The organism is Paraburkholderia diazotrophica (assembly GCF_038900755.1).
Classification (GTDB): domain Bacteria; phylum Pseudomonadota; class Gammaproteobacteria; order Burkholderiales; family Burkholderiaceae; genus Paraburkholderia; species Paraburkholderia diazotrophica_A.
On sequence record NZ_JBBPEN010000001.1, the window covers coordinates 1,033,779 to 1,055,296 of the forward strand.

21 protein-coding genes are annotated in these 21,518 nt (G+C 62.9%); 7 read left to right on the plus strand and 14 right to left on the minus strand.

Going from position 1 to position 21,518, the window contains the following annotated elements:
• Together AABE10_RS04810 and AABE10_RS04815 are read right to left on the minus strand one after the other, a co-directional pair.
• Positions 1-2,070 (minus strand): putative bifunctional diguanylate cyclase/phosphodiesterase, encoded by a 2,070-nt coding sequence (locus AABE10_RS04810; RefSeq protein ID WP_342932117.1) that lies wholly within the window; start codon positions 2,068-2,070, stop codon positions 1-3.
• Positions 2,071-2,420: 350 nt separating this feature from the next.
• Positions 2,421-4,061, minus strand: coding sequence for an L-lactate permease (locus tag AABE10_RS04815; RefSeq protein WP_342932118.1), 1,641 nt, complete (start codon positions 4,059-4,061; stop codon positions 2,421-2,423).
• Between the two features lie 438 nt (positions 4,062-4,499).
• Here AABE10_RS04815 and AABE10_RS04820 point away from each other — a divergent pair, with 438 nt between their 5' ends.
• Positions 4,500-5,072: a nitrogen fixation protein NifQ gene (locus AABE10_RS04820; protein WP_342932119.1), complete on the plus strand. Its 573-nt coding sequence runs from the start codon at positions 4,500-4,502 to the stop codon at positions 5,070-5,072.
• 86 nt (positions 5,073-5,158) lie between these two features.
• Complete coding sequence (locus AABE10_RS04825; RefSeq protein ID WP_342932120.1) at positions 5,159-6,082, plus strand: recombination-associated protein RdgC; 924 nt, start codon at positions 5,159-5,161, stop codon at positions 6,080-6,082.
• Between the two features lie 31 nt (positions 6,083-6,113).
• Here AABE10_RS04825 and AABE10_RS04830 read toward each other — a convergent pair whose 3' ends face one another.
• Both AABE10_RS04830 and AABE10_RS04835 read right to left on the minus strand, forming a co-directional pair.
• On the minus strand, positions 6,114-6,335 hold the full coding sequence (locus tag AABE10_RS04830) for a hypothetical protein (protein WP_152764277.1): 222 nt from the start codon (positions 6,333-6,335) through the stop codon (positions 6,114-6,116).
• A gap of 110 nt (positions 6,336-6,445) precedes the next feature.
• On the minus strand, positions 6,446-7,354 hold the full coding sequence (locus AABE10_RS04835; protein WP_342932121.1) for a glutamate/aspartate ABC transporter substrate-binding protein: 909 nt from the start codon (positions 7,352-7,354) through the stop codon (positions 6,446-6,448).
• 307 nt (positions 7,355-7,661) lie between these two features.
• Here AABE10_RS04835 and AABE10_RS04840 point away from each other — a divergent pair, with 307 nt between their 5' ends.
• Positions 7,662-8,057, plus strand: coding sequence for a hypothetical protein (locus AABE10_RS04840; protein ID WP_342932122.1), 396 nt, complete (start codon positions 7,662-7,664; stop codon positions 8,055-8,057).
• Between the two features lie 19 nt (positions 8,058-8,076).
• Here the strand turns inward: AABE10_RS04840 and AABE10_RS04845 are convergent, their stop codons facing one another.
• Positions 8,077-9,009, minus strand: a complete 933-nt coding sequence (locus AABE10_RS04845; protein WP_342932123.1) for a LysR family transcriptional regulator — start codon at positions 9,007-9,009, stop codon at positions 8,077-8,079.
• A 149-nt stretch (positions 9,010-9,158) separates the two neighbouring features.
• Between AABE10_RS04845 and AABE10_RS04850 the strand changes: the two genes are divergently transcribed.
• Complete coding sequence (locus tag AABE10_RS04850; RefSeq protein ID WP_342932124.1) at positions 9,159-10,022, plus strand: NmrA family NAD(P)-binding protein; 864 nt, start codon at positions 9,159-9,161, stop codon at positions 10,020-10,022.
• A gap of 27 nt (positions 10,023-10,049) precedes the next feature.
• Here AABE10_RS04850 and AABE10_RS04855 read toward each other — a convergent pair whose 3' ends face one another.
• Positions 10,050-12,371 carry an FdhF/YdeP family oxidoreductase gene (locus AABE10_RS04855; RefSeq protein WP_342932125.1) on the minus strand — a complete coding sequence of 774 codons (2,322 nt, stop codon included), beginning with the start codon at positions 12,369-12,371 and terminating at the stop codon, positions 10,050-10,052.
• A 256-nt stretch (positions 12,372-12,627) separates the two neighbouring features.
• On the opposite strand from AABE10_RS04855, the gene AABE10_RS04860 reads away from it, so the two are divergent.
• Together AABE10_RS04860 and AABE10_RS04865 are read left to right on the plus strand one after the other, a co-directional pair.
• Entirely contained in the window at positions 12,628-14,052 is a 1,425-nt protein-coding gene (locus AABE10_RS04860) for a PLP-dependent aminotransferase family protein (RefSeq protein ID WP_342932126.1), read from the plus strand.
• Between the two features lie 35 nt (positions 14,053-14,087).
• Positions 14,088-14,396: a helix-turn-helix domain-containing protein gene (locus tag AABE10_RS04865; protein ID WP_342932127.1), complete on the plus strand. Its 309-nt coding sequence runs from the start codon at positions 14,088-14,090 to the stop codon at positions 14,394-14,396.
• Positions 14,397-14,456: 60 nt separating this feature from the next.
• On the opposite strand, the gene AABE10_RS04870 is transcribed toward AABE10_RS04865, so the two are convergent.
• Together AABE10_RS04870 and AABE10_RS04875 are read right to left on the minus strand one after the other, a co-directional pair.
• On the minus strand, positions 14,457-15,611 hold the full coding sequence (locus AABE10_RS04870) for an FUSC family protein (protein ID WP_342932128.1): 1,155 nt from the start codon (positions 15,609-15,611) through the stop codon (positions 14,457-14,459).
• A 28-nt stretch (positions 15,612-15,639) separates the two neighbouring features.
• Positions 15,640-16,251, minus strand: a complete 612-nt coding sequence (locus tag AABE10_RS04875; RefSeq protein ID WP_342932129.1) for a LysE family translocator — start codon at positions 16,249-16,251, stop codon at positions 15,640-15,642.
• A gap of 144 nt (positions 16,252-16,395) precedes the next feature.
• On the opposite strand from AABE10_RS04875, the gene AABE10_RS04880 reads away from it, so the two are divergent.
• Positions 16,396-16,926 carry a GNAT family N-acetyltransferase gene (locus AABE10_RS04880; RefSeq protein ID WP_342932263.1) on the plus strand — a complete coding sequence of 177 codons (531 nt, stop codon included), beginning with the start codon at positions 16,396-16,398 and terminating at the stop codon, positions 16,924-16,926.
• Between the two features lie 90 nt (positions 16,927-17,016).
• Here AABE10_RS04880 and AABE10_RS04885 read toward each other — a convergent pair whose 3' ends face one another.
• The 6 genes from AABE10_RS04885 to AABE10_RS04910 all read right to left on the minus strand — a co-directional run bounded on the left by AABE10_RS04885 (position 17,017) and on the right by AABE10_RS04910 (position 21,430).
• On the minus strand, positions 17,017-18,078 hold the full coding sequence (locus tag AABE10_RS04885; protein WP_342932130.1) for an alkene reductase: 1,062 nt from the start codon (positions 18,076-18,078) through the stop codon (positions 17,017-17,019).
• A 115-nt stretch (positions 18,079-18,193) separates the two neighbouring features.
• Positions 18,194-18,517: a helix-turn-helix transcriptional regulator gene (locus AABE10_RS04890; RefSeq protein WP_342932131.1), complete on the minus strand. Its 324-nt coding sequence runs from the start codon at positions 18,515-18,517 to the stop codon at positions 18,194-18,196.
• Positions 18,518-18,911: 394 nt separating this feature from the next.
• Positions 18,912-19,886, minus strand: coding sequence for an alpha/beta hydrolase (locus tag AABE10_RS04895; RefSeq protein WP_342932132.1), 975 nt, complete (start codon positions 19,884-19,886; stop codon positions 18,912-18,914).
• A 176-nt stretch (positions 19,887-20,062) separates the two neighbouring features.
• Complete coding sequence (locus AABE10_RS04900; RefSeq protein ID WP_342932133.1) at positions 20,063-20,401, minus strand: hypothetical protein; 339 nt, start codon at positions 20,399-20,401, stop codon at positions 20,063-20,065.
• A gap of 59 nt (positions 20,402-20,460) precedes the next feature.
• Positions 20,461-20,880: a hypothetical protein gene (locus tag AABE10_RS04905; protein ID WP_342932134.1), complete on the minus strand. Its 420-nt coding sequence runs from the start codon at positions 20,878-20,880 to the stop codon at positions 20,461-20,463.
• A gap of 13 nt (positions 20,881-20,893) precedes the next feature.
• Positions 20,894-21,430: a Tautomerase enzyme gene (locus AABE10_RS04910; RefSeq protein WP_342932135.1), complete on the minus strand. Its 537-nt coding sequence runs from the start codon at positions 21,428-21,430 to the stop codon at positions 20,894-20,896.
• Positions 21,431-21,518: the final 88 nt, after the last annotated feature.

A 21,518-nucleotide genomic window follows, 5' to 3' on the forward strand; every position in this document is an offset into this window, starting at 1 on the left:
TCAGGCGGCCGTCATGCGGTCCTGAAGCAACTCGCCGAATGCGTCGGCCGTGAGCGGCTTGCCGAGCAGAAAGCCCTGCATCTCGTCGCATTGCAGGTCCTTGAGCTTGTCGAGTTGCGAGGCCGTTTCGACGCCTTCCGCCACCACGTCCATTTCCAGCGAGTGCGCGAGCGCGATGATCGCCTGCACGATCGCGCCGCCTTCATGGCCGTGTGCGTCGAGCCCGTTCGTGAAGAAGCGGTCGATCTTCAGTTGCTTCACGCGAAAGCGCTGCAAATAGGCGAGACTCGAATAGCCGGTGCCGAAATCATCGATTGAAATTTCGAAGCCGCTGTTCTGGAATTCGCGGATCATGTCGGTCGTCCTGGCTGCGTCCTGCATCGCGACCGACTCGGTGATCTCGAACATGATCTGGCTGCAACCGACGTTTTCGCTGCGCACGATGTCCAGCATCTTCTCGATCAGATCCGGCTGCGCCATCTGCCGGGGCGACAGATTGATCGCGACTTTCGTCGACGGCAGGCCTGACGCTTCCCAACTGCGTATATGGCGGCATGCCTCGCGCAGCACCCAATAGCCGATCTGCACGATCTGCCCGGAGCGCTCGGCGATCGGGATGAAGTCCATCGGCACGAGCGCGCCGAGTTCCGGGTGATTCAGGCGGATCAGCGCTTCCGCGCCTGCTACGTCACCGCTGTCGCCGCGGAACTTCGGCTGGAAATGCAGCGAGAAATAGCCTCTGTCGAGCGCTTCGTGCAGCGCGCTCTGAATCTTCAGCGTGCGCATCGCTGCTTCGTTCATGTGCGCTTCGAAGAAGCGATACGCGCTGCGCCCGCCGCGCTTCGCTTCGTACATCGCGGCGTCGGCGTGCTTCAACAACTCGTCGACGGAATCGCCGTCCTGCGGATAGAGCGCGATGCCGATGCTCGGCATGATCTGCAGCTTCTGCGTCGTCGTCTCGATGCCTTTGCGCATCCGTTCGAGCACGGCGTCGGCCAGCTTTGCCGCATCCTGCGGCGTGCCGAGGTCTTCCGCGAGCACGATGAACTCGTCGCCGCCGAGCCGCGACACGGTATCGGCGCCGCGCACGCATTGCAGCAGGTTGTGCGCGAACGCTTTCAACACTTCGTCGCCGTAGGCGTGGCCGAGCGAATCGTTGATCGTCTTGAAGCCGTCGATATCCATGAACAGGATCGCGAAGCTGCGGCCCGTGAACTTCGACACGACGATCGCACGCGCGATGCGCTCGGTCAGCGTGCGGCGGTTCGGCAGATCGGTGAGCGTGTCATAGGTGGCGAGGCGCACGATCTGGCTGTTCAGCGTAGACACGGAACCGGCGAGGAACGTGGTGCGCGCATCGAAGCGCGACAGGATCAACGTGACGATCAGAATCGCGAACGTGAACAGCATGATCGTCGTCGCGAGCCACTGCGCGTTGATGCCGTACGCCGCGCCGCAGATCGAACCAGGCGGAAAGTCGGCGGCGGCCATGCCCGTGTAGTGCATGCCTGTGATCGCGAGGCCCATGACGCCCGCTGCGCCGATGCGCTTGGTCAGCACGCGATGCACGTTCGCGTCGCGCAACGCATGCGCGATCCACAGCGCCGCGATGGAAACGACGATCGCGACCGCGATCGACGCGGCGAACAGCGACGGGCGATAGTGGATGCCCGGCTGCATCTGCATTGCGGCCATGCCGGTGTAGTGCATGCCCGCGATGCCGATGCCCATCAGTACGCCGCCCGTCACGAGCCGTTTGACGGAGAGGGCGCGGCGCGCCACCTGGTAAAGCGCGAAGTACGACACCACGATTGCGATGCCGAGCGAATAGCCGGTGATCGCGAAGTCGTAGCCGAGCGGAATCGGCAGTGAAAACGCGAGCATCGCGATGAAGTGCATCGACCAGATGCCCGTGCCCATCGCGGCCGCGCCGCCCGCGAGCCACAGATGGCGCACGCGCGCGAGGCCCATTGTCGAGATGCGTCCGGCGAGATCGAGCGCCGTGTACGACGCGAGCGTTGCGACAGCGAGCGACACGGCGACCAGACCCAGGTTGTAAGTGCTCTGCATGTCGATCCGTTGCTAAAGGAATGTTCCCACAACGGGCTAACGGCAAAATTTCTGATTAGTTGAGTAAAGATTCAAAAGATCTATTCGAAAGCGCTTGGCGCGTTTTAAGGGCTTTTGATTTCGAAGGCTTTAGAAGAGGCGATTGCGCGTGTTATCGGCGAATTGGATCGCGATTCGGTGTCGGGCGCGCGGCCTGGCGCAGAAGCCGATGAACTCAGCCTCCGGCAGACAGGAAAGCGGAAAGAAAGGCAGAAAGAAAGGGAGAAAGAAAGCAAGCGAGGGCCACGACAGACGCGGCCCTCGCTTGGCGGACTGAATCGAATGCAGTGTCAGCTGTTAATGGTCAATGGTCAATGCGGCAGAGTCGGAATCATCCAGCTCAACACGTGTTGCTGAAGGAACACGAGCAGGCCGAGCAGCAAGGTCAGGAACACGCTATGCCAGAACGTGCGGGCAAACACGACGCCTTCCTGGCCCTTCAGTTCCGTCGTCGAGACGCCCGTTGCGATGTTCTGCGGCGAGATCATCTTGCCCATCACGCCGCCCGACGAGTTCGTCGCCGCCATCAACACCGGGTCCAGGCCTACCTGGCGCGCGGCCACGACCTGCAGGTTGCCGAACAGCGCATTGCCCGACGTGTCGCTGCCCGACAGGAACACGGCTACCCAGCCGAGCGACGCCGAAACGAGCGGGAACAGCGCGCCCGTCGACGCGACGCCCATGCCGAGCGTGTAGCTCATGCCCGAGTAGTTCAGCAGATACGCGAGGCCGACGATCATCATCACCGTCGCGATTGCAATTCGTGTCTGACGCCACGTCTTCAATACGCACTCGAAGAAGCTGCCGACGCTCGTGCGCGTCCACGCGGCCGTGATGACGGCCGCGAGCAGGATCGCCGTGCCCGTGCCGAGCGGCTGGAAGTCCCAGACGGCGGCATAAGGCTTGTTGTAGAGCGTCACGTAGACGGCGTTGTGCAAGCCCGGCCATTTCACCTTGATATCGCCGATCGACGCGATGTCGGCATGGACCCAGACGATCACCACCACGGACACGATGATCCACGGCAGCCAGCCGCCGTAACCGACGCGCGCGCCGTTCTTCTCGATGCCCGCGCTGCGCACGACGGCGAACCTGGGGTCGGGCTCGGGGCGCCAGACCTTGAGGAAGGCGATCGTCACGATCAGCGACGTGAGCGACGACAGCACATCCGTGAGCTGGTAGCCGAGAAAATTCGACGTGACGAACTGCGCGAGCGCGAAGCTGCCGCCCGACACGAGGAGCGCCGGCCACAGTTGCCGGATCGAACGGAAGCCGCCGTAGATGCCGACGACGTAAAACGGAAGCAGCAGCGCGAAGAAAGGCAGCTGTCTGCCGACCATTGAGCCGAGGGTTGCGGCGGGCAGCGACGTCACGGCGCCGAGCACGGTGATCGGCACCCCGAGCGCGCCGAACGCGACGGGCGCGGTGTTGAAGATCAGCGTGAAGGTGAGCGCCTCCAGCGCGGGAAAGCCCAGACCGACCAGCAGCGCGCTCGTGATCGCGACGGGCGTGCCGAAGCCGGAAATGCCTTCGAGCAGACAGCCGAACGAGAACGCGACGACGAGCAGCACGAGACGCCTGTCGTCGGGCAGATGGTCCAGCATCCACTGACGGAACTGCTCGAAGCGTCCGGACTTGACCGCGATGTTGTAGAGCAGCAGCGCGTTGACCACGATCCACATCACGGGCACGAGCGCGAGCGCCATGCCTGCGCCGACGGCATCGAATGCGATGCCGGCCGGCATGCCCCATACGCCTGTCGCAATCGCAAGACCGGCGATCAGGCCCGCCAGCGACGCCTGCCACGCGGGCCGGCGAAGCACGCCGAGCATGACGAGCGCGACCGCGATGGGGACGGCTGCAACGAGAAACGAAAAGAGAAGCGAATTGCCGACGGGCGTCAGCGGTTGCGCGAAAAGTACCCCTGGCGGTACGGCGGTTGGTAATGCCATATTGTCCTTGTCTCCTGTGTCCGTTCCCGGGATCGGCGAACTGGGTATTCGATTTATTGCTGGTCTGGGAATCGCAGTTTCTTTACCGCACGGGCGCCTGGCGACGCCGCGTTTGTAGCCTGCTTTCTTTGCGCGATTCGATTCCGCAGTGCCCCAAACCTGGCGCATTTTTACTGCATCGCCGTGCAGTGTCTATCTGCCGCGAATGTGGTAATACCAGTTTGTGCGAAGGGGCAGACGGATCGGCGGGCATGTAACCCGTGCACATAACGATTGCCGCCGTCTGGTCATTGGAGCGCGGCGATCAATTGGAGGTGGTCATACCAGCCGGCCGGCATGGCGGACGAGCGCCGCAGTGTGCTGATTTAACGTTCGCCCATGTGAAAATAGCGAGGCCCGCACATTGAAGCGAAGCGGGACACGAACGGGAGCAATGACATGACGTCTGATCCGATTGGCGCACGCGACGCAGCAGTAGCGCGTCTGCTCGATCATGCACTGCATGGCGATGCGGCCGATACCGTGATGTTCGCGCGTCTGATCGGTGCGAAGCTTGCGAGCGCAGAGTTGCTGCACCTTGGCCTTGCGCGCGATGCGCTCGACGCGTTGCTGTCGCGTCACTTTCCTGGTGCACGGGCGTCGCTCTCTGTATCCGAACGCATCGCCTCATCGGAACATCAGGCGTTTGTCGATGCGATGCGCGGACTGCTGCTGCGCCATGAATCGACGCTTCCAGCCGCCGACCGCGACGCGCAATGTCTCGCGACGATCGTCGCGACGGCGTGCCTGCGCCCCGATCATCTGTGGCGCGATCTCGGTCTCGATGGGCGCGACGATGTGACGGACATTCTCACGCGCCACTATCCGCGGCTCGTCGCGCGAAACGTCGACGGCCTGCGCTGGAAGAAATTCCTCGCGCGCGAACTGGCGCTCGCTGAGGGCCGCGCGCCTGCGCCCGCGCCGGGCTGTCCCGGTTGCGAGGACTATGGCTTCTGCTATCCCGCCCGTTGATTGCCGGTGAGCACCGGTGATCCGGGCAAACCCTCACGTGGAAACCCGCCGTCATATAGAATGACGCGCTTTTGCCCGATCTCGCCATGTGGTTCAAGAATCTGCAGCTTCACCGTCTTCCCGCTCCGTGGAATGTGAGCGTCGAGCAAATGGAAAAATGGCTCGCGCCGCATGCGTTCCAGCCTGCCAATAGCGTCGAGGTGCAGCGCCAGGGCTGGGCGTCGCCGCGCAACGACGGCTCGCTTGTCTACTCCATTAACAAGCAGATGCTGCTCACGTTCCGCGCCGAAAAGAAACTGCTGCCGGCATCGGTCGTGACGCAGGTGACGAAGGCGCGCGCGCTGGAACTCGAAGAGCAGCAGGGCTTCAAGCCCGGCCGCAAGCAGATGCGCGATCTGAAGGAGCAAGTCACCGACGAGCTGCTGCCGCGCGCGTTCAGCATCCAGCGCGACACGCGCGTGTGGATCGACACCATCAACGGCTGGCTCGTGATCGATGCCGCGTCGCAGGCGCTCGGCGACGATGTGCTGGGGCTGCTGGTGAAGTCGATCGACCGCTTGCCGATCGGCAGCGTGCGCGTCGCGCAGGCACCCGTTTCCGCAATGACGAACTGGCTGCTGGCGGGCGAGGGCCCCGTCAATTTCACGCTGGATCAGGACACGGAACTGCGCTCGCCCGCCGAAGGCAACGCAACGGTGCGCTACGTCGGCCACGCGCTCGAAGCGGACGACATGCGCCGCCACATCGAAGCGGGCAAGCAGTGCATGCGGCTTGCGATGACGTGGAACGACCGCGTGTCGTTCGTGTTGACGCCGTCGCTGACGATCAAGCGCGTGACGCCGCTCGACGTGATCAAGGAAGCCGCCGATCCGACCGCGCTCAACGACGACGAGCAGTTCGATTCCGACGTCATGTTGATGACAGGCGAACTCGCGAAGTTGCTGGAGGGGATTGTCGATGCGCTCGGCGGCGAGCTCGACGAGGGGATGGCGTCCGCGAAGGCGGCGTAACCGGTGTGGGGTTCGTGCGAACCGAACCCCGTCAGTCGAACATGTTCCTGAACGTGACGGCCACGATGACGGGCACGCACAACACGAGTGGAATGGCGAAGTAAGGCACTTCGAGATCGACGAACCAGCTATACACGAGCCAGCCGATTCCGGCGCACAGCGTTCCGATGCCGATCAGCGCGGTGAGGACGTTCAGCAGCGTGGGCGACGGTTTCCAGCGCTTGTGTTCCTCGTTGGGCGGGGGCGATGTCATTGCAGCTCCGGAGCAGATCGTCACGAGTTTCGATTCGTACAATTCTACTCCGGCGGCTTACGTTCGGCGCTATGCCTCCGGCGCGCTTCTGGTGCGCCCTGGACACAGCGTTATTCGAAAGCCTTGTCGTTCGGATTCTTGTAGAGAGTGCGCAGGTTGTCGCTCATCGGAAAGTCGAAGTTCATGTTCTTCGGCGGCACGGGCTTCATGAACCACTTATCGTACATCGCGTTGATCTCGCCGCTCTTCATCACGTGCGCGAGCGTTTCGTCGACCACCTTCAGGAACTCCGGGTCGCCCTTGCGCAGCATGAACCCGTACGCCTCCGACGATTGCGGCGTGCCGACGATCACCCAGTCAGCGGGCTTCGCCGTCAGCGTGCGCGTGCCCGCGAGCAGCACGTCGTCCATCATGTAAGCGACGGCGCGGCCTGTCTCCAGCGTCATGCGCCCTTCGCCGTAGTCCTTCGCGCTGATGATCTGCATGTTCATCTTCTTGTCTTCGTTCATCTTGCGCAGAATGCGCTCGGACGTCGTGCCCTGGTTCGTCACGACCGTCTTGCCGGCGAGATCGGGGAAGTCCTTGATGCCGGAGTCTTTGCGCGTCAGCAGGCGCGTCGTCGCGACGAAGAACGTGTCGCCGAAAGCGACCTGATTTTGCCGCGACGTCAGGTTCGTCGTTACGCCGCATTCGAGATCGACGGTGCCGTTCTGGACCAGCGAAATGCGGTTCTGCGACGTCACGGGAATGAAGCGCACCTGAAGGTTGGGCTTGTGCGTCTTCGCTTTCACCGCGTCGATGATCTTGTTGCACAGGTCTTGCGAAAAGCCGATCACCTGATTGTTCGTATCGACGTACGAGAACGGCACCGACGTTTCGCGATGGCCGATGGCGATCAGATTGGCGGACTCGATCTTGGCGAGCGTGGGCTGCGATTCCTGCGCGGAGGCATTCGCTGCGGAAGTGATGCAGGTCGCTGCGACGCACAAGGCCAGCGCGAGCGAGTTCAGTCGTTTCATTGCAAGTCCCCTGTTGAATCTGGATCGATCGGTTTTGGACGGGCCAACTGCACGGTTCGGCACGGTTCGGAGCATGTGTGTACAGATGTTGCCACAACAAAAATAATTGCAACATATGTTTAACCCTTAATGCCGCAGACATCCGCCGTTCGCGAAAGCGCGCTCATGTGCATGCTCATGTGCGCGCCGGATCGCGATGGCATGATGAATGCAACCATCGCTTCTATACCTGTCGTTCCGTTTTCCATCGAAACCAAGGAGGAAACCGATGCACGCCGTTCGCACATGGATTGCAGGAGTCAGTTTGATGACAATGCTCGCCGCGATGGCTCCGTTGCCCGCCGTCGCGCAGACGAACGCCGGTGCGCCGCCGTCGCCGGCGCCCGCGCCCGCAGCCGACGGCACGTTCCTGCTGACGATCTTCCTCAAGCACGACCAGTCGAAGCCGCTGCCGAAAATCAACCAGGAGCTTGCCGATCAGGGCTTTTACAAGGCGTTTCCGCCGCCTGGGATCGAGATCGTGTCGTGGTACGTGATGATGGGCGTCGGTCAGGTCGTCACGCTGCGCGTGCCCGCTGACCGGCTGCGCGAAGTGAATCGCGCGATCGAGGAAACGGCGTGGGGCGGCTATCACACCGAGTTCTACCCGACTTACGACTACAAGGCGATCGCCGAGCAGGCGCGGGCGAAGAACGGCAAATGAGCGGGCGCTCGCCGACGCGTCAGTACCACGGCGTATCGGCGAGCGCAGAGCCCGTGATCTTCACGATGAAGTCGAGGAACGCGCGCACTTTCGCCGACGGATGACGCCGCGACGGATAAAGCGCGTAGAGCGGGAAGCGCTCGTCGGGCCAGTCGGGAAAGAGATCGACGAGGCGGCCGCTGTCGAACAGCGGCTGCGTGCCCAGCGCCATGATCTGCGCGATGCCGTGTCCGGCGAGGCACGCGCCGTGCATCGTGGACACGTCGTTGACGGTCAGCCGGCCGCGCGCCGCGACGACGATTTTCTTGCGCGGCCGGTGAAATTCCCATGCGAACGGACGTCCCGTTTCCGGATCGCGATAGTGAATGCAGTTGTGTGGCTCGCGCTCCAGATCGGCTGGCTTGAGGGGACGCCCGTACTTCTTCAGATAGCCCGGCGACGCGGCCGTCACGATGCGCGTCTCCAGCAGCTTGCGCGCGACGAGCGTCGACGGACGCGGATCGCCGAAACGCACGGCGAGATCGAAACCGTCGGCGATCATGTCGCCCAGCTGGTCCCGCGTGATCAGATCGAGATCAAGTTCGGGATAGCGCTCGACGAACTGGCCCACTCGCGGGCTCAGCACGATCTTCGAGAAGAACGGATCGACGTTGACGCGCAGCCGTCCGCGCACGGCCGTCGCGCCGCCCGCCGCCGAGGCCGCCGCTTCTTCGAGCCCGCCCAGCAGCGGCACGATCTGTTCATAGAAACGCCGGCCTTCGTCCGTCAGCGTGACAGTGCGCGTCGTGCGGTCGAACAGGCGTATGCCGAGCCGCGCTTCGAGCCGCGCAACCGAGCGGCTCACGCCCGACTGCGACATGTCGAGCCGTTCGCCCGCGCCCGCGAAAGACCCGCTGTCGACGATCGCCGTCAGCACGCCCATGCCGTTGAGAATACGTTCATCGAAGGACATCGCGCTCCTTTCTTCCGCGTCATGCGTGACGTTGCATCATGATGCCATTGTGTCATGAGTCAAATGATATTCATGTCATGGCGTAAAGTGCTGCCGGCAACCACAATGCATCCCGTCGCAACCATTTTCAATTGAACGGGAGTCTGCAGATGTTCGCTATTACGGGTATTACGGGTCAAGTCGGCGGCGTGGTCGCCCATACGCTGCTCGCGCAGGGCAAGCCGGTGCGCGCGGTGGTGCGCAGCGTGGGGAAGGGCGCGCCGTGGGCCGCGCGCGGCTGCGAAGTCGCGCTTGCCGAAATGCACGACGAAGCGGCGCTGCATCGCGCATTCGAAGGCGCCGAGGGCGTGTTCGTGCTGCTGCCGCCCGTGTTCGATCCGTCGCCGGATTTCGCGGAGTCGCGCCGCAATATCGCCGCTTTGCGCGCGGCGCTGAACGCGGCGAAGCCATCGCGTGTCGTCGTGCTGTCGACGATCGGCGCGCAAGCCACGCAGCCGAATCTGCTGAATCAGCTCGGCATCATGGAGCAGGAGCTTCGCACGCTGCCGATGCCCGTCGTGTTTCTGCGCGCCGCGTGGTTCTTCGAGAACTGCGCGTGGGATGTCGAGCCGGCGCGCACGTCGGGCGTGATCCCCGCGTTTCTGCAACCGCTCGACAAGCCCGTGCCGATGGTCGCGACCGACGATATCGGCCGCCTTGCCGCGCATCTGTTTCAGGACACGTGGACGGGCGCGCGCGTCGTCGAGCTCGAAGGCCCGCGCCGCGTGACGCCGGATGAAATCGCGGCCGCCTTTGCGAGCGCGCTGGACAGGCCGGTGCGGATGCAGATCGTGCCGCGCGGCGAATGGGAAGCGCTGTTTCGCGCGCAGGGAATGAAAAATCCGTTGCCGCGCATGCAGATGCTCGACGGCTTCAACGAGGGCTGGATCGAATTCGAGGCGAGCGCGTCGTCGCTGAAGGGCAGCGTGACGGTGGAGGCCGTGATCCGCCAGCTGGTCGAGCGCTCGACATAAAGTGGCCTGCCGTGTTGCGCAGTTTCGTCACGCGGCGGCGGCAGGCGCAGCGGACGGATGCAGCAGCACGGGAATCGACTTCGACGTCGGCGTATTGCATACATCGCCGACGCTCGACAGCGGCACGAGCGGATTCGTCTCCGGGTAATAAGCGCCAAGGCAGCCGCGCGGGATGTCGTATTCGACGAGCAGGAAGCGCTCGGCGCGGCGCACGATGCCGTCATTCCAGACCGTTTCCATGTCGACCCAGTCGCCGGGCTTGAAGCCGAGCATCGCGATATCGGCCGCGTTCGCGAACACGACGCGGCGCTGGTTGTAGACACCGCGATAGCGGTCGTCGAGCGCGTAGATCGTCGTGTTGTACTGGTCGTGCGAGCGCGTCGTCATCAGCGTCATCGCGCGTTCGCCGTGCAGCTCGCGCGCGCGGGTGATCGGCGTGTCGCGTTGAATCTGATGAACGACGAAGTTCGCCTTGCCCGTATCCGTTTTCCAGTCGCGCTCGCGTGAAGCGACGCGCAGATGAAAGCCGCCCGGCTGCGCGATGCGCCTGTTGTAGTCGTAGAAGCCGTCGATCGACCATTCGATCGCATCGCGAATCTTCGCGTAGTCATTCGCATAGGCGAGCCAGTCGACCTTCTTGCTGCCGAGCGTCGCGTGCGCGATCTGCGCGACGATGCGCGTCTCCGACCTCAGGTTCTCCGAAGCGGGCTTGTTCATGCCGTACGAGACATGCACCATGCTCATCGAGTCCTCGACGGTCACGCCTTGCGGCGCGCCGTTTTGCAGGTCGATTTCGGTGCGCCCGAGCGTCGGCAGGATCAGCGCGTCTTTGCCGTGCACGAGATGGCTGCGATTGAGCTTCGTCGTGATGTGCACGGTCAGATCGCACGCGCGCAACGCGTCCCATGTGCGCGGCGTGTCGGGCGTCGCAATCGAGAAGTTGCCGCCTAGTCCGATGAACACCTTCACGTGGCCTTCGAGCATCGCTTCGATCGTCTCGACGACATCGTAGCCGTGCACGCGCGGCGGCTCGAAATTGAACACCGTGCCGAGGCGGTCGAGAAATTCCTGCGTCGGCTTGTCCTCGATGCCGACCGTGCGGTTGCCCTGCACGTTCGAGTGACCGCGCACAGGACACAGGCCCGCGCCCAGGCGGCCGATATTGCCGCGCATCATCATCAGGTTCGACAGCATGTGCACCGTCGCCACCGAGTTCTTGTGCTGCGTGAGGCCCATGCCCCACGTCGAGATCACGCGCTTGCCGCTTGTGAAGATGCGCGCGAGATCTTCGATGTCTTCGCGCGCGACGCCTGATTCTTCGACGAGCGCGTCCCAGCTTTCTTCGCGCAGATCGGCGGCGAACGCTTCGAAGTTCGCCGTATGTTCTTCGATGAACGCGACGTCGAGCACGCGTCCGGCGTTCTGTTCGATGGCGGCATCGTCCAGTTCCAGCACGCGCTTCGCGACACCCTTGAGCAGCGCGAAGTCGCCACCGATCTTCGGCTGGACGAACGTCGACGCGATCTTCACGCCCGATGGCGACAGCATGTCCGCGACATGCTGCGGGCTCGCGAAGCGTTCAAGTCCACGTTCGCGCAACGGATTGATCGACACGATGGTCGCGCCGCGCTTCGCGCATTCGCGCAGTTCGCCGAGCATGCGTGGGTGGTTCGTCGCGGGGTTCTGGCCGAAGATCAGGATCGTATCGGCGTGCTCGAAATCGTCGAGCGTCACCGTGCCCTTGCCGATGCCGACGGTCGTGGGCAGGCCGCGGCTCGTCGCTTCGTGGCACATGTTCGAGCAGTCGGGAAAGTTGTTCGTGCCGTACATGCGCACGAACAGCTGGTACAGGAACGCGGCCTCGTTGCTCGCGCGGCCCGACGTGTAGAACGCGGCCTGATGCGGGCTGTCGAGTCCCTTCAGATGCTTCGCGATCAACTGAAAGGCGTCGTCCCACGTAATCGCCTTGTACTTGTCCGTCAGAGGATCGAACACCATCGGATCGGTGAGCCGTCCATGTTGTTCGAGCGTGTAGTCGTCCTGCTTCATCAGCTCGCCGACCGTGTGCTGCGCGAAGAATCCGGGCGTCACGCGCTTGGTGGTCGCTTCCGCCGCGACGGCCTTCACGCCGTTCTCGCAGAACTCGAACGTCGACGCATGCTGCCGGTCCGGCCACGCGCAGCCCGGGCAGTCGAAGCCGTCCGGCTGGTTCTGCCTGAACAGCGTCCTGTAGTTGCCGCCCGCGACCTTTTCCTTGATCAGGTTGATCGCCACATACTTCAGCGCGCCCCATCCCGCGGCGGGTCCCGTGTACGGTTCGATGCGGCCTGGCTTGGTGGTCTTGTCCATGATGCGTCCGGTGGTGCTTGATGTGGACCAAGAGTAGAGGGAATTACACGTAGCCGGCGTGTACACAATGCGCGAAAGAAAAAGAGTACAGTTGACACTGTTATCGAAAAAACGATCAATCACGATGAACTGTGCTTAAAAAGCGGGCGGCGTGTGAATCGCGTCATATGTAGTCCGCCTGTTTTGTGTGGCTCATTCATCGCGTCTGCGTCATGCGTTCGACGCAAGGCGGCCGCGCTCACGTCAAAGGCATCCATTGAAGCTCTACGAAGAACTGGCGAAGGAGATCGAAGGGCAGATAAGGCGCGGTGTGTTCCGTGCGGGCGAACGCGTGCCCTCCGTTCGGCAGACCAGCCAGCACCGGCAGATTTCGATCACGACCGTGCTGCGCGCGTACCTGCTGCTGGAGAGCAAGGGCATCATCCAGAGCCGCCCGCAGTCCGGCTACTTTGTGCGGCTCGGCGCGGACGACGCCGCGCCGGTGCAGGAACTGGATGTGTCGAAGCCGATTGCCGTGTCCGCGCAGGTGGACGTGAGCCGGCTCGTGCTGTCGACGCTGCGCTCGATCGGCAGCGACGAGGCCGTGCCGCTCGGCTCGCCGTATCCCGATCCCGCGCTGTTTCCGTTCCAGAAGATCAACCGCTACGCGCATGCCGTCGGCCGGCGCAAGACGCAATGGGGCGTCACCGACGAGTTGCCGCCTGGCAATCCCGACCTGATCCGCCAGATCGCGCGGCGTTACCTGGAGAACGGCATCGCCGTCGATCCGAACGAAATCGTCGTCACGGTCGGCGCAACCGAGGCGATCAATCTGTGTCTGCAGGCCGTCGCGAAGCTGGGTGACACGGTGGCCGTCGAGTCGCCGACGTTCTACGCGATGCTGCACGCGATCGAGCGCATGGGCATGCGCGCGATCGAGGTGGCGACGCATCCGCGCGAGGGCATCGAGCTCGGCGCGCTCGCGCAGATACTTGACAAGCGCCGCATTGCCGCGTGCATGGTGATGCCGAACTTCCAGAATCCGCTCGGCTTCCAGATGCCCGACGAGAAGAAGCGGGAGCTCGTCAAGCTGCTCGTGCGGCACGATGTACCTGTGATCGAGAACGACGTCTATCACGAACTGTATTTCGGCGACGTGCATCCCGGCGCGCTGAAGAACTATGACCGCAAAGGGCTCGTGCTGCATTGCGCGTCATTTTCGAAGACGCTGACGTCCGCGTACCGGATCGGCTGGGCGATGCCGGGGCGTTATCGCGAGCAGGTCGAGAAGCTCAAGTTCCTCAATACGCTGACTACGCCGTCGATTCCGCAACTCGCGATCGCCGAATATCTGAAGCAGGATGGCTACGAGCATCATCTGCGCCGGCTGCGCAAGGGTTTTGCGCAGCGCGCGCGGCTGATGACGGCGATGGTCACGCGTTTCTTTCCCGAGGGCACGCGCGTGTCGCATCCGATGGGCGGTTACGTGCTGTGGGTCGAGCTGCCGCGCGGCGTCGATTCGATGAAGCTGTACAAGCTCGCGCTGGAGCATGGCATCACGGTCGGTCCGGGCTATATGTTCTCGACGACGAACGGGTACAGTCATTGCATCCGTTTGAATTACAGTTACGCATGGTCGCCGGAAATCGAACGTGCGCTGGCGACGATCGGCAAGCTGGCGGCGGCGAGCCTGCGGCAATGACTAATGGACCACGGATGCGGCAGAGGAGATTCGACTTGAACCCGAATGACCCGGCACACGACAAGCACTGCGACGACACCGACGAGGACGGCGAACTCGATCCCACCGTCGAGCAGTTGCTGATGCTGCTGTGGGAAGCGGCGCGCGAATCGCCGGGCAAATCGTGGTCGCTAGCGAAGCTCAGCAAGCGCGCCGATCTGCCGATGAGCACGCTGCGGCGCTATCTGACGCAGTTGCAGTCGGCGGGCGTGGTGAATGTGCGGATGGACGAGGAAGGGCACGGATCGGCGGCGCTGACGGCCGAAGGGCTCGAGCTTTGCGAGGCGCTGTTCGGCGAGCCGTGAATGTGAACCGCCGATGCGGGCCGTGGATACGGGCCGCAAACGAAGAAGAAAGCGGCGCGCTCAGGGCGTCGCTTCTTCCGATTGCGGCAGAAAAGAAAAGCGGCTGGCGGCGAGCATCACGCAAGTGAGAATCGCGATGCCGATCAGGATGCCCGAGAGCCGCAGCAGCGCGGGATGCGGATCGGCGGACCACGCGCGATCCTGCACGAAGACCATGATGAACGCGATCGTGAACTGCCGGCCGATGTAACTTGCGCCCTGTTTGCCCGTCTGCACGTGACAGCCCGCCCACACGCCCGCCGCCAACGCGAGCAGGCACGGCACGATCTGGCCGTGCATCAGCGGCAGCAATGCGATGCCGATTGCGCCCGCGATCAGGCAGCCGGCCACGCGTTGCACCATCTTGTCGGCGACGGGCTTTTGCGAGCGCACGACGAGCGACGACGGCGGCAGGATCAGCACCGCGATGGCTGTCACGAGCGCCTGCGCGAAGCCGGGCAGCGCGAGCGCATAGGTGAGCGCGGCGACGATCGACACGGTGATACCGGCCTGCACGGCGAGCACGATGCGCGCGTGGCGCAGCGTTTCGAACGTGGGGCGTTCCGCGTCGGCGGACGCGGCGGCGGCCGACACGACCTTCGATGCGGGGCGGCGCCGCTCGTACCAGCGGATGCCGAGATGAAACACGCCCGACACGACGAGGCACGCGACAGTGCCGACGCACACTTCGGCGACGCGCAGCATCGCGAACGACGCCGTCGGCCCGAACCTGAGCAGTTCGTGCGCCTGATACAAGACCATCACGGACGTGACACCGCCGAGCACCCACGCATACGACGCCGACGAGCCGTTCGCGCGATACACGCACACGCCGCCGACCACGCCCAGCACGGGAACGAAGAGCCACGGACGATCGCCGATGACGGGCCCTGCGAGCACGGCGAACAGCGCGCCGAGTATCGTGCCGAGCACGCGATGCAACGCGCGCTGGGCCGATGCGGGGAAGCGCGTCTGCATGACGGCGAATCCGCTGATCGCGGCCCACCACGTGTTCGGCAGATCCAGCAGATGCGCGAGCGCCACCGACAGCACGACCGAGATCATCGCCTCGATGCCGAACAGCGCTCGTTCGGTGGACGGCCTCCAGGCCTTCAGTTCGCGGCCGAGCGCGAGCAGTGCGTCGCGGCCCGTTTGCCTGAACAGGTGGACGGGCATGCGCGGGCTCTGTCGAGAAGAAAGAAAATCAGCGGGTCGCGATTGCGGCCGCCGCGCCCGCCATCATCGTCGCGCTGGCGCGGTTCGCGATCTTCACGGCGCGGCGGCTCGTCAGCAGCGCGCGCGCCTTGACGGCGAGCAGCGCCCAGACGAAGTCGACGGTCATCAGCACGGCGAGCATCGTCAGCGTGAGTTCGAGCCACGCGAGCGTGCCGACGCGCGACAGGTCGATGATGGTAGGCAGGAGCGCGAGGTAGAACACCATGATTTTGGGGTTGCCGAGCGTGACCATCATGCCCGCGACAAACATGCGCCACGGCGACTGGCCGCTCGGCAGCGTGCTTTCGTGCACGTCCGTGGGCGCGAGCCACATCTTCCACGCGAGAAACAGCAGATAAGCGACGCCCGCGAACTTCAGCACGATGAAGACGAGCGCGAACGTGCGCGCAACCACGGCGAGCCCGGCGACCGCGCAGGTGAGCCATAGCGCTTCGCCGAGCCACATTGCTGCGAGAAAGGGCAGCACGTCGCGAACGCCGTTGGTGAGCACGCGCGCGACCAGCGCCGCGATGCTCGGACCGGGAGAGCCCGCCGCGACGATCAGCGCGAGCGCAAAGACGAGAAGACCTGAAAGTGCCATCGTGTGACTCCTGACAAGCGTGCTGTCGTGCTGGGCATTATATCGGCGTGGCGGGCGGGTTGTTTCGCAAGGGCGTCTGATGTCAATATGTTCCTTCGTACGCAACCGTTCACCCGCAACCGTCGTATGCAACCTCCTGGTCCGATGCAAGCGCCCGCTGTCCACTACCGGCCCGCCGTGCCCGACGATGTCGCGTCGATTCGCTTCGTCGAATACGAGGCCGCGCAGCGTTTCGTGAGCGTCGGCCTGGCGGGCATCGCGGCTGCGCGGCCGATGGATGCGCCGTTCGTGCTGAAGAAGGTGCGTGCCGCCGAGGTGATCGTCGCGGAGTGCGGCGGCGCGTGCGTCGGCTTTGTGATGTTCGCGATGCTGCGCGCGCGGATCTACGTCGAAGCGCTCGACGTGCTGCCCGAGCATGCGGGGCAGCGCATCGGCGCGGCCTTGCTCGATCACGTCGATGCGCGCGCACGCGAGCGGGGCGCGACGCATGTCGTGCTTTCGACGTTTCGCGATGTGCCCTGGAATGCGCCGTATTATCTGCGGCTCGGTTTCAACGTACTCGAGGACCGCGAACTCGATGTGGCGTTGAAGCGCATCCGCGCGCTGCGGATTGCACGCGGCGTCGATGAAACGCGGCGCGTGTTCATGCGCCGCGTTGTGAAGCCCGTCGACTGATGCACGACATAAAAAAACAAACGCGGCCGGAACAGTTCCGGCCGCGTCGTCGTGCTACTTGCTATTGCGCTTGCGCGTGCAACCGAAAGGTCAGCTCACCGCTTCGAGTGCCGGATAGTCGGTGTAGCCCGTTTCGCCTTCCGCGTAGAAGGTCGCGGGGATCGGCTCGTTGAGCGGCGCATCCAGTTCGAAGCGGCGCACGAGATCGGGATTTGCGATGTACAGCTTGCCCCACGCGACGGCATCCGCGTCGCCCGCGTCCAGCAGCTTTTGTGCGCTGTCCTTCGTGAAGCTTTCGTTCGCGATATAGACGCCGCCGAATGCCTTCTTCAGTTGCGGGCCGAGGCGATCGTCGCCGAGCGCTTCACGCGCCGCTATGAACGCGATCTTGCGCTTGCCGAGTTCGCGCGCGACATAGCCGAACGTCGCGGCCGGGTCGGAGTCGCCCATCGTGTGCGAGTCGCCGCGCGGCGCGAGATGCACGCCGACACGATCCGCGCCCCATACGTCGATACACGCGTCCGTCACTTCGAGCAGCAGGCGCGCGCGGTTTTCGATCGGGCCGCCGTATGCGTCGGTGCGTTTGTTGGTGCTGTCCTGCAGGAACTGGTCGAGCAGATAGCCGTTCGCGCCGTGCACTTCGACGCCGTCGAAGCCCGCTTTCTTCGCGTTCTCCGCGCCCTTGCGATATGCGGCGACGATGCCCGGAATCTCCGAGATGTCGAGCGCGCGCGGCGTCACGAAAGGACGCTGCGGACGCACGAGGCTCACGTGCCCTTGCGGTGCGATCGCGCTCGGCGCGACGGGCAGTTCGCCATCGAGGAAGATCGGGTCCGACACGCGGCCGACGTGCCACAGTTGCAGGAAGATCTTGCCGCCCGCGTTGTGGACGGCGTCCGTGACGAGCTTCCAGCCTTCGACCTGCTCGTCCGACCAGATGCCGGGGGTGTCCGCATAACCGAGGCCTTGCGGCGTCACGGACGTCGCCTCGGAGAGGATCAGCCCAGCGCTTGCGCGCTCGGCATAGTACTTCGCCATCAGCGTATTCGGCACGCGCACATTGCCGGCGCGCTGACGCGTGAGCGGCGCCATCACGATGCGGTTCTTCAGTGTTAGAGCGCCAATCTGAAGCGGATCGAAAAGAGTCGGCATAACGTCCAGTCCTTGCGGGCAACGAGCCCGTGTGTATGTGTCAAAACTGCAATCGGGGAAGAGCGAAGATGCGCGCGAAAGTGCATGAGCGCGCATGAACGCGTGTGAGCGCCCGTCAGAGGTCCGCGTTCATGTGCGCAAGGAACGCCGCGATGACGGCTTCGTTGCGCTTGAAGAAAACCCATTGACCGACGCGTTTCGACGTGATCAGCCCGGCGCGCTGCAACGCGGCGAGGTGCGCCGACATGGTCGATTGCGATAACGCGCAGCACGCGTCGAACTGGCCTGCGCAAACGCCGTGTTCGTACGAAAGCTCCTGGTCCGGAAAGTACTTCTCCGGTTCGCGCAGCTTCGCAAGAATCGCGCGGCGCGCCGGGTTCGCCAGCGCCTTGTGGATTGCGTCGATGTCGATGGTCTTCGGGTTAGGCTTCGTGCTCATGAAACGGATAACAAACGAGACGACAAACGGCGGGCAGATTCTCGTGCCGGGAAGTCGGCATCTGCATCGCTATGGACCGAATCTTATATCGGATTTTTGCGATATGCTCGCAAGGCCCTACGGTTAATGGGGGTGATAGGTGACGACGATCAAAACCGGACGAGCTCGCGAGCGAGGACACTTTATGAGCGTGGGTCGCAGAATGACTTTCGGAGCGGTTTGAAGTCGAGTTCACTCTGCCCGGAGTTGCGGATAGCGCTGATGACCGACTGCTGTCGTTCTTTCTTCCACAGATGCACGGCAGATGTCTGGCAAGAAGGCTGCCGTCGATTAGCGGCGGGAAATACAACGTATGTCAATGTATGCCGGCTCGCTGGATCGACGGCGCACTCGCTCAGTCACTCTCAGGAGTGCCGCGCGCGCTAAACACGGCCCGAACTTCATCCACCGTCTGTTCAGGCGCTTGCAGATGCGGATAATGGCCGAGCTGAGGGAGAATCGTGAGCTTCACACCGTTACGGTTTGCGTACTCAACGCCCATTTCCTTTTTGATGTAGATATCCTGCTCGCCCCACACTACCTTCACGGGGACCTTCAGCTTTGCCATATTGGCTTCGAAGTAGTCCTGGTCGCGGGTGAAGCAGGAGTAGTAGTGGTAAAAGGCGTCAGCCGCTGTGGTATCACCGCCCCAGCCTTTGGCGATATCGTCTTTGAACTCCTGGGGCAACGCATAGCGTTCTTCCGCCGACAAGCCGCGAAAGAATGTATTCGCCAGGATTTCATCACGGTTCATGTTCATCGCGGTGCGCACGGCGTCGGACGAAGGCCTGGACTTCAGGCCCTGCAGGCTTTCGTACATGTACTGTGGGCGGTTGAACGGCGCGAAGTCTCCAACGATGATCTCCCTGGCGATATTCGGTTGTTCCAATGCTGCTAGAAGCGCCGGCAATGCCCCGATATCGGTGGCGTAGATCACCAGCTTCGAACTGTCGATGCCCGACGTGCGGATATAGTCTGCCAGCACATGGGCGTAATCCATCGGCGCATAGGAGAAGCGATCGGCGTCAGGACGCGAGGACTGTCCGTAGCCCGGCCAGTCAAACGCATGCACCTCGTAGTCGCTGGACAGCGATTCGGCGATCGGTTTCCACGCGTACATTGTCTCGGGAAAGCCGTGCAGGAAAAGTACCGTACCCTTAGGATGCGCGGGCCGATAGACCATATGACGCAGCTTGATGTCAGGATTGACCTGCACCTCGCCGACTTCAATCTTTGCCGCCGAAGAACATGACGCCGGCAGATTGGAACATGCGGAAAGGCTCATCGCTACGGCGGGGAAGACTGTCGCCTTCGTTAAACGTTTGAACATGATCGTGATTCTCGTCTAATGCTCGTGTGACGCGTGCAGCGCGTATGCACGATAAGAGGCACTGTAGTGTAGATATACCCATATGCTCAATAGAAGTTGCGTTAAGTAAATTGCACTTCAGTGTTTCAAGATTCCGGACGCTCTGCTGGGTATTCGACAGTGCTAACCAGTACTTTCTATTGGGGTGGAGTCGGATTCACAAGCTTGGTCAGCGGCTTGAGTGGGCCTATCGGAAGGAGCGAGAATGTCATCAAGTGCGCTTTCCCCAAGGGAAGTGCCTCAAGCATTTCATGCGCTTGACCCACATCCGTAAGGTTCAGGATGAACGCCACCCCAGCCTGGTCTTGCAGTGAATACCACTGATCAATCTTGCCCTCGAGGTAGAGCTGCGCCGTCTCGCGGACTTCAGTCGGAAGAATGTGTTGGACAAGCTGCATGTCCGTGCCCGGGGGAAAAGTGCCAATCGCCAATATCTTCGTGGTTGGCGTGGTTGGCATCGGAGTGGTGTGTGCCATGGAGACTCCAGCAGAAGCGACCATCACGGACGCTATTGTCAAATTAAGAAGAAGGCGTTTCATAGCGCCGCGGATTCGGATCCCGTCAGATAGCAATCGCGGAAGCGCTCATCGACGCGCTCCCACATCAGCTTCGAAAACAGCAGCGCTGCACCGAGCGGGCGATGATTGATGACCACGGAATCCGTCTCGCCCTGTTCGTTAACGTGCGCGACGACCACCGTCTCGATCGGCACGCCCTGGATCTGCGAGCGATAGGACTCCATGTACAAACCGTTGCCGATCTCGGCCTTGTAGCTGTGATGCTGGAACTCATAGAGCGAGATTGCGTGTTTGATCACGGAGAGAATATCGGCTCGCCCCTCGATCGGGCGCTTCAGGACGGTGGCTTCGAGCGTCGCGTTTTCAGCGAGGCTGGCCAGCCAGAGCGGCGGGCCCCCCGCGGGTGCCATCACGGGGGCTGTGTCGTTGAATTTCATGCTGGGTGCTCCATTACTGTTTGTTCGCGATGCCCGCGCTAGCGGCATCGAGCGCTGCTTCGAGCGTGATGCGCGCTTTCTCGCGGCGGCGTCGCGCGAGCCGTTCAATACCCGCGCCGCGCTCGGACTCGCCCGCCAGCAGCGCATGAATGTCGGGCAACGTCCAGATCGCACCGCGCGTCCCCCACGCGCCATCCGGTATCTCGGTCGGGAAGACCCAGACGCGCGGCGCGACGTCATCAAACGGCCGGTTCTCCGCGCGCGCCACCGCTTCCGTGACCTGTCTGACGAGCGAGCGACGCGATTCGTCGGTGTATTGCCCTTCGGGCGCAGACGCAATGATCCGGTAACGGATCGTGTTCGCGCGTTCACCGCCGATGTAAATCGCGGCAGGTCGATGAAGATGGAACACGGTGACGCGCTGCGCGATCGGACTGTCGGGATCGTAGCCTTCCGCCGCGATGAGGATATCGGTCAGTTCCTTGACGAGGCGCGCTTCGGCGTCGGGCGCCAAGGCGTCTTCGGGCCACAGTGCATCGATCATTGGCATGGTGCTGCTCCTGCTTTCGGTTCATCGGATGCGGCCATGATCGGGGTTTACTCGTGCGCCTGGAAGTGGCAGCATCGCCATTATTCAG

Excerpts from the sequence above, each read along its gene's own strand:
- AABE10_RS04810 (WP_342932117.1), bottom strand. The coding sequence starts at position 2,070 with ATGCAGAGCACTTACAACCTGGGTCTGGTCGCCGTGTCGCTCGCTGTC.
- AABE10_RS04815 (WP_342932118.1), bottom strand. The coding sequence starts at position 4,061 with ATGGCATTACCAACCGCCGTACCGCCAGGGGTACTTTTCGCGCAACCG.
- AABE10_RS04820 (WP_342932119.1), top strand. The coding sequence starts at position 4,500 with ATGACGTCTGATCCGATTGGCGCACGCGACGCAGCAGTAGCGCGTCTG.
- AABE10_RS04825 (WP_342932120.1), top strand. The coding sequence starts at position 5,159 with ATGTGGTTCAAGAATCTGCAGCTTCACCGTCTTCCCGCTCCGTGGAAT.
- AABE10_RS04830 (WP_152764277.1), bottom strand. The coding sequence starts at position 6,335 with ATGACATCGCCCCCGCCCAACGAGGAACACAAGCGCTGGAAACCGTCG.
- AABE10_RS04835 (WP_342932121.1), bottom strand. The coding sequence starts at position 7,354 with ATGAAACGACTGAACTCGCTCGCGCTGGCCTTGTGCGTCGCAGCGACC.
- AABE10_RS04840 (WP_342932122.1), top strand. The coding sequence starts at position 7,662 with ATGACAATGCTCGCCGCGATGGCTCCGTTGCCCGCCGTCGCGCAGACG.
- AABE10_RS04845 (WP_342932123.1), bottom strand. The coding sequence starts at position 9,009 with ATGTCCTTCGATGAACGTATTCTCAACGGCATGGGCGTGCTGACGGCG.
- AABE10_RS04850 (WP_342932124.1), top strand. The coding sequence starts at position 9,159 with ATGTTCGCTATTACGGGTATTACGGGTCAAGTCGGCGGCGTGGTCGCC.
- AABE10_RS04855 (WP_342932125.1), bottom strand. The coding sequence starts at position 12,371 with ATGGACAAGACCACCAAGCCAGGCCGCATCGAACCGTACACGGGACCC.
- AABE10_RS04870 (WP_342932128.1), bottom strand. The coding sequence starts at position 15,611 with ATGCCCGTCCACCTGTTCAGGCAAACGGGCCGCGACGCACTGCTCGCG.
- AABE10_RS04875 (WP_342932129.1), bottom strand. The coding sequence starts at position 16,251 with ATGGCACTTTCAGGTCTTCTCGTCTTTGCGCTCGCGCTGATCGTCGCG.
- AABE10_RS04880 (WP_342932263.1), top strand. The coding sequence starts at position 16,396 with ATGCAAGCGCCCGCTGTCCACTACCGGCCCGCCGTGCCCGACGATGTC.
- AABE10_RS04885 (WP_342932130.1), bottom strand. The coding sequence starts at position 18,078 with ATGCCGACTCTTTTCGATCCGCTTCAGATTGGCGCTCTAACACTGAAG.
- AABE10_RS04890 (WP_342932131.1), bottom strand. The coding sequence starts at position 18,517 with ATGAGCACGAAGCCTAACCCGAAGACCATCGACATCGACGCAATCCAC.
- AABE10_RS04895 (WP_342932132.1), bottom strand. The coding sequence starts at position 19,886 with ATGTTCAAACGTTTAACGAAGGCGACAGTCTTCCCCGCCGTAGCGATG.
- AABE10_RS04900 (WP_342932133.1), bottom strand. The coding sequence starts at position 20,401 with ATGGCACACACCACTCCGATGCCAACCACGCCAACCACGAAGATATTG.
- AABE10_RS04905 (WP_342932134.1), bottom strand. The coding sequence starts at position 20,880 with ATGAAATTCAACGACACAGCCCCCGTGATGGCACCCGCGGGGGGCCCG.
- AABE10_RS04910 (WP_342932135.1), bottom strand. The coding sequence starts at position 21,430 with ATGCCAATGATCGATGCACTGTGGCCCGAAGACGCCTTGGCGCCCGAC.